This is a genomic window from Microcystis sp. M53598_WE2 (assembly GCF_030067735.1).
Taxonomy (GTDB): Bacteria; Cyanobacteriota; Cyanobacteriia; order Cyanobacteriales; family Microcystaceae; genus Microcystis; species Microcystis aeruginosa.
Genome location: NZ_JASJFE010000100.1, coordinates 1 through 4,299 on the forward strand (window position 1 = coordinate 1; position 4,299 = coordinate 4,299).

The 4,299-nt window shown below is 44.4% G+C and carries 7 protein-coding genes; 2 read left to right on the top strand and 5 right to left on the bottom strand.

Annotated features, from left to right (window positions below; all coding sequences use genetic code 11):
- Window positions 1-106: 106 nt before the first annotated feature.
- A complete protein-coding gene (locus PX636_RS02285; RefSeq protein WP_288116099.1) occupies window positions 107-655 on the bottom strand; it encodes an RDD family protein in 549 nt (182 codons plus the stop codon).
- A 414-nt stretch (window positions 656-1,069) separates the two neighbouring features.
- Here PX636_RS02285 and PX636_RS02290 point away from each other — a divergent pair, with 414 nt between their 5' ends.
- A complete protein-coding gene (locus PX636_RS02290; protein ID WP_012266749.1) occupies window positions 1,070-1,429 on the top strand; it encodes a DUF6464 family protein in 360 nt (119 codons plus the stop codon).
- Window positions 1,430-1,619: 190 nt separating this feature from the next.
- A complete protein-coding gene (gene bioF / locus PX636_RS02295) occupies window positions 1,620-2,777 on the top strand; it encodes an 8-amino-7-oxononanoate synthase (RefSeq protein WP_288116100.1) in 1,158 nt (385 codons plus the stop codon).
- 157 nt (window positions 2,778-2,934) lie between these two features.
- Here the strand turns inward: bioF and PX636_RS02300 are convergent, their stop codons facing one another.
- From PX636_RS02300 to PX636_RS02315, 4 genes are all read right to left on the bottom strand, one after another.
- Window positions 2,935-3,342: a PIN domain-containing protein gene (locus tag PX636_RS02300; RefSeq protein ID WP_061433412.1), complete on the bottom strand. Its 408-nt coding sequence runs from the start codon at window positions 3,340-3,342 to the stop codon at window positions 2,935-2,937.
- Window positions 3,329-3,571 (bottom strand): antitoxin family protein, encoded by a 243-nt coding sequence (locus PX636_RS02305; RefSeq protein ID WP_002763431.1) that lies wholly within the window; start codon window positions 3,569-3,571, stop codon window positions 3,329-3,331. Before PX636_RS02305 ends, PX636_RS02300 begins: the two co-directional genes overlap by 14 nt.
- Window positions 3,572-3,725: 154 nt before the next feature.
- Complete coding sequence (locus tag PX636_RS02310) at window positions 3,726-3,923, bottom strand: hypothetical protein (protein WP_002795803.1); 198 nt, start codon at window positions 3,921-3,923, stop codon at window positions 3,726-3,728.
- On the bottom strand, window positions 3,886-4,107 hold the full coding sequence (locus PX636_RS02315; RefSeq protein ID WP_288116108.1) for a BrnT family toxin: 222 nt from the start codon (window positions 4,105-4,107) through the stop codon (window positions 3,886-3,888). The genes PX636_RS02310 and PX636_RS02315 overlap by 38 nt, the downstream gene beginning before the upstream one ends.
- Window positions 4,108-4,299: the final 192 nt, after the last annotated feature.

The window sequence follows — 4,299 nt, forward strand, 5'->3', positions numbered from 1 at the left end:
CCAAGAAAAACTTTTTGCCGCAAACCCTATTTAATACTGCTCACTTAAAACTCAAAACTTAAAACTGATAACTGATCACTGATAACTGATCACTGATAACTGATATTTATTTTCTCATTCTGCCCTTAACTTGATACCAAAGCCTTCTTAAACGTAGATCGAGAGAAAAACCCCGACGGGTGGGAATAACAATCGTGCCACCGATGCGATCATGGAAAGCGCGGTTCAATTGCTCATCACCGATCGCCATACCACAATCGGCGAAAAGGGGCGAAGATAATAAAATCAAGCTTAAAGGATTGCCAAAAAAAGTATTTAACCCTACCATCATTAAAGCTGCCCCGCCACCAGCGATCGCCTCTCGTTTGCTTAACTCCAAAATTCCGGGTAAACGCTGAAGTTGTAGATCGATGATCTTCATATCCAGGGCCCAACGTCCTAAACTCTGACCCTGATTCTGCGCTACCAATAACACCCGCAAACACCACCAAATCAGGAGAAAAAGGAAAAATTGTAGTACAGGCGAACTGTTAGCAAAGGAGCTTAAAAACCAGATCGAGGCAAAGTCGATCAGGAAAGCATAGGCACGACGATCTAAGGGAATTTTCGGAAATTTTTGCGGTAGATTATCTTCAGGTGGGATCGGGTAAACCATAAAAGATCTCTTGTAAAAATCAAAAATTGTTGTTAGGGTTAGGAGTCAGTAGCCAGTAGTCAGTAGTCAGGAGAATTAAGAATGAATGATAATCAGTTAAATGGTCTATTTACAGACTTTATCCCATTTAATCCTTATTTTTGCCGTTTTTGAACCCTGAAAAATTAATTATGCAAGAGATTTAAAGTAAATTCTCGGAAAAATCCTGCGGTTTATCTTCTACTCTAATCGGGAAATTGGCAATTCTAGGATAGTTGTCCCTTGTCTTTTTTCTCCCCCTGTCTCGGAGTCTTCTGTCTGGGAGTCTGCTTACCTAACCGAAGATTTTTGATTTTTGCAGGAGATATAATTATTAATCGACTCGGAGATCTAAGCTACCATTGAGCAAAGGTAGCCCAGAATACAGGGATAATCATGGAGCAAGATTCATTAACAACGGAGGTTATTCTAACCCATCCGCGGCAAAGTTTGGGAGAGATCCAATTGGATTGGATGCCACAACCGGGTAATTATTTGGCCTTAAAAGGACAAACCTACGCAGTTTTGGAACGTCACCACCAGTATCAATACAAGATTGGTGGCTATTGTTTACGCAAAATTTCCCTTTATGTACAAACTGCTCCCACTCCTAACGAAAAAAGTTTGATTGAAGGACGTTGGGTGATGGGGGATGCTAGTTGTCGTTTTAACGCCAGATCTGAACTGTTGCGCTGTGCGATTAACCCCCCAGGTCCCTGTCAAGATTGTCGTTTTTACGAAGCTATTAACCCTTAAAAGAGCCTTTTTCGGCAATAATCTGGCTATTTTCCCCAGCTAAGCTAAGACGCATTTAAACCGCTTACTCTTAGATTAGCCGAACCGCCCCCAATCCCTTTACTGTTGCCTTTTGCCTCTTGCCTCTTGCCTCGTCTCAACAAGCAATTTAAATTAAGAACAGCTTAATCGCTATATTGATCAATCGCCCATGAATCATCCTTATTCTTGGATCGAGGATAGCTTAAAAACCCTCCATCGGGCCAATTGGTATCGAAGGGTTAAAACCATTCAAGGCCGGGGCGGAGCCGTTATAGAATTAGAGGGTCGATCGCTGATTAATTTTGCCAGTAATGATTATCTGGGATTAGCAGCCGATGAAAGAATGATCGCGGCAGCCATAGCAGCAACACAACGCTATGGAACTGGAAGCACCGGCTCGCGTCTATTAAGTGGACACCGAGATATTCATCGAGACTTAGAATTAGCGATCGCATCCTTTAAAAATAGCGAAGACGCGATCGTTTTTAGTTCGGGATATTTAGCCAATTTGGGGACAATTACCTGTTTAGTGGGGCAGAAAGACCTGATTTTAGGCGATCAATACAATCACTCTAGCCTCAAAAATGGAGCCAAGTTAAGCGGTGCCACGGTGAAAGAATACCGGCACAATAGTCTCGAAGATTTAGAAAATCAGCTATTAGCCCACCGTCATCACTATCGTCATTGTTTACTGCTCACTGATACAGTGTTTAGTATGGATGGGGATATCTGTCCCCTGGCGGGAATTCTCGCTCTAGCCGAGATTTATAATTGCATGGTTTTGGTGGATGAGGCCCACGCTACCGGGGTTATGGGGGAAAATGGCACAGGTTGCGTGGAATATTGTGGTTGTCAGGGACGGGAATTAATTCAGATGGGAACCCTGAGTAAAGCTTTGGGCAGTTTAGGGGGATATGTGACCGGAAACGCCAAAATTATCGATTTTATCCGCAATCGCGCCGCCACCTGGATTTATACTACCGGTTTATCCCCCGCCGACACCGCCGCTGCTAGAATGGCTTTAGAGATTATTCGTCTGGAACCGGAACGTCGCCAACGCTTACACCAAAATATTAATTTTGTCAAGAGTAAATTAAATAATCTTAATATATTGCCTTCAGAAGCGGCGATTTTATGTTTACCGGTAGCCAATCCGGGTCAAGCCCTAGAATTATCGCAAAAACTGCTAGAAAAAGGGATTTTTGCCCCCGCCATTCGTCCTCCTACCGTTCCCACCAGTCGTCTGCGGTTTACTGCCATGGCCACCCATAGCCTCGCCCATCTAGAGGTTCTTGTCCAGTCTATTGGCGAATCTTTCCCCACATAGGGAAAAAGTTTTTCGTGGGTTGTAGGGAAGTGGGGTGTGGGGAAGTGGGGTTTGGGGAAGTGGGGAACGGTAAAGTGCAGCGGCGGCAGACAACCTTAGCATCACCACTGGGAGCTCCCGACCGTCCGCTCCAGCGCCTTGTTATGCTGCGGCGGGTTTAGGGACTCTTGAAAGGATTGACAATTTTCAGCCCATCAATGTCTGAATACCCAAAGTCTTCTGTATAGAGAGTTTCGACGTTTGCTTCCAAACAAGCAGCAACCACCATCGAATCCCAATGAGACAAACTAAAACGCCTGATCAAGTCCTCAGCACGATTAATCACAGCCCAAGTTGGCAAAGCTGTGTACCAAACCTGTTGCAAATCTCGAATGTACTGATAGGCTTGCGCTCTGTCATACCCAAATGGCTCAAGTTTGCGGCTTGCCGCTAAATATTCGCAGGCAACCTGCCAAATTAAAACCCCCTCTGTCAGATTAGCTACTAGAGAAGCTGCGATTGCCTGCTTACCGGGATCACGCGAATCATTGACGTAAATTAAAACATTTGTGTCAACGGCGTTCATGCAACATATCTCTCGTAAACTGGGGAGCATTAGAGGGAATGGGGTTTTGTTGCATTCGCTCAACAAGCAGCCTTAAAAAATTCTGCCTAGCCGCAATATCGGTAATCTTTGGGGGAATAATTTGAGGTGATTTTACAAAAAGCTCCACCTCAGTGCCTTCAGGTAAATCGTAAGCTGTTTGAAGGATGAACGTACCACTATGATAAATTGCTTTCAAGGCTTGGGGCATGGGGAAATCTCTATCACAAGAATTAGGGGTGATTTAGTTAGCTGCTTACAGTCTAGCCTACACCAAGCAAATCCCGTGACGAACAATAGTCTGATAGTTTCATGTCCATATATTGCCATGCCTGACTATATCTAACTATATTTCTATTGAAACTTTACAATACATCGCTATCAATGGGGAGTATAACTTGAGCCTTGGCTTTTGTAGCAGGTAAACCCCGCCGCACTACCGCCTTAGCAAACATTTCTGGCGTAATCTCTGGACAATCTGATAAATCAATATCTTCATCGCTCATCGCATCCAATCGTTGCCAATCAGTTTGAGAGTTGCTCGAAGTAGGTTCGTTGTTCATATTTCGTCGCTTTTCTTGCAGAAATAATCCGGGTGCAATCCTCACGTTCTGTATGGACAACGGCAATCACTCGCCCTTGCAACAAACCGAATGTGACAAAACGCTGCTCTCCATAACCGTAACGATCGTCCTCAACCGTTACAATATCCCCATCAAATACGGCTGGAACATCGGTAAAATCTATTCCGTGCTTACGAAGATTAGCAAGACGTTTTGCTTCATCCCATTTATATTCCTTGACATCCTCACCGCCGTAAACGGACGGTGATTCCCAAACCTCACGATTTAGGTTTCTGCTTCTTTCCCTTGCGGGGTTCCGCACCTGCCTTAACAGATTTACTCTGTTCTGGTCTTATGGTCGCTCTACAGACTGACA

What these genes read in the sequence shown, in the direction of transcription:
- bioF (WP_288116100.1), top strand. Translation starts at nt 1,620, where the DNA reads ATGAATCATCCTTATTCTTGGATCGAGGATAGCTTAAAAACCCTCCAT.
- PX636_RS02305 (WP_002763431.1), bottom strand. Translation starts at nt 3,571, where the DNA reads ATGCCCCAAGCCTTGAAAGCAATTTATCATAGTGGTACGTTCATCCTT.
- PX636_RS02310 (WP_002795803.1), bottom strand. Translation starts at nt 3,923, where the DNA reads ATGAACAACGAACCTACTTCGAGCAACTCTCAAACTGATTGGCAACGA.
- PX636_RS02300 (WP_061433412.1), bottom strand. Translation starts at nt 3,342, where the DNA reads ATGAACGCCGTTGACACAAATGTTTTAATTTACGTCAATGATTCGCGT.
- PX636_RS02290 (WP_012266749.1), top strand. Translation starts at nt 1,070, where the DNA reads ATGGAGCAAGATTCATTAACAACGGAGGTTATTCTAACCCATCCGCGG.
- PX636_RS02285 (WP_288116099.1), bottom strand. Translation starts at nt 655, where the DNA reads ATGGTTTACCCGATCCCACCTGAAGATAATCTACCGCAAAAATTTCCG.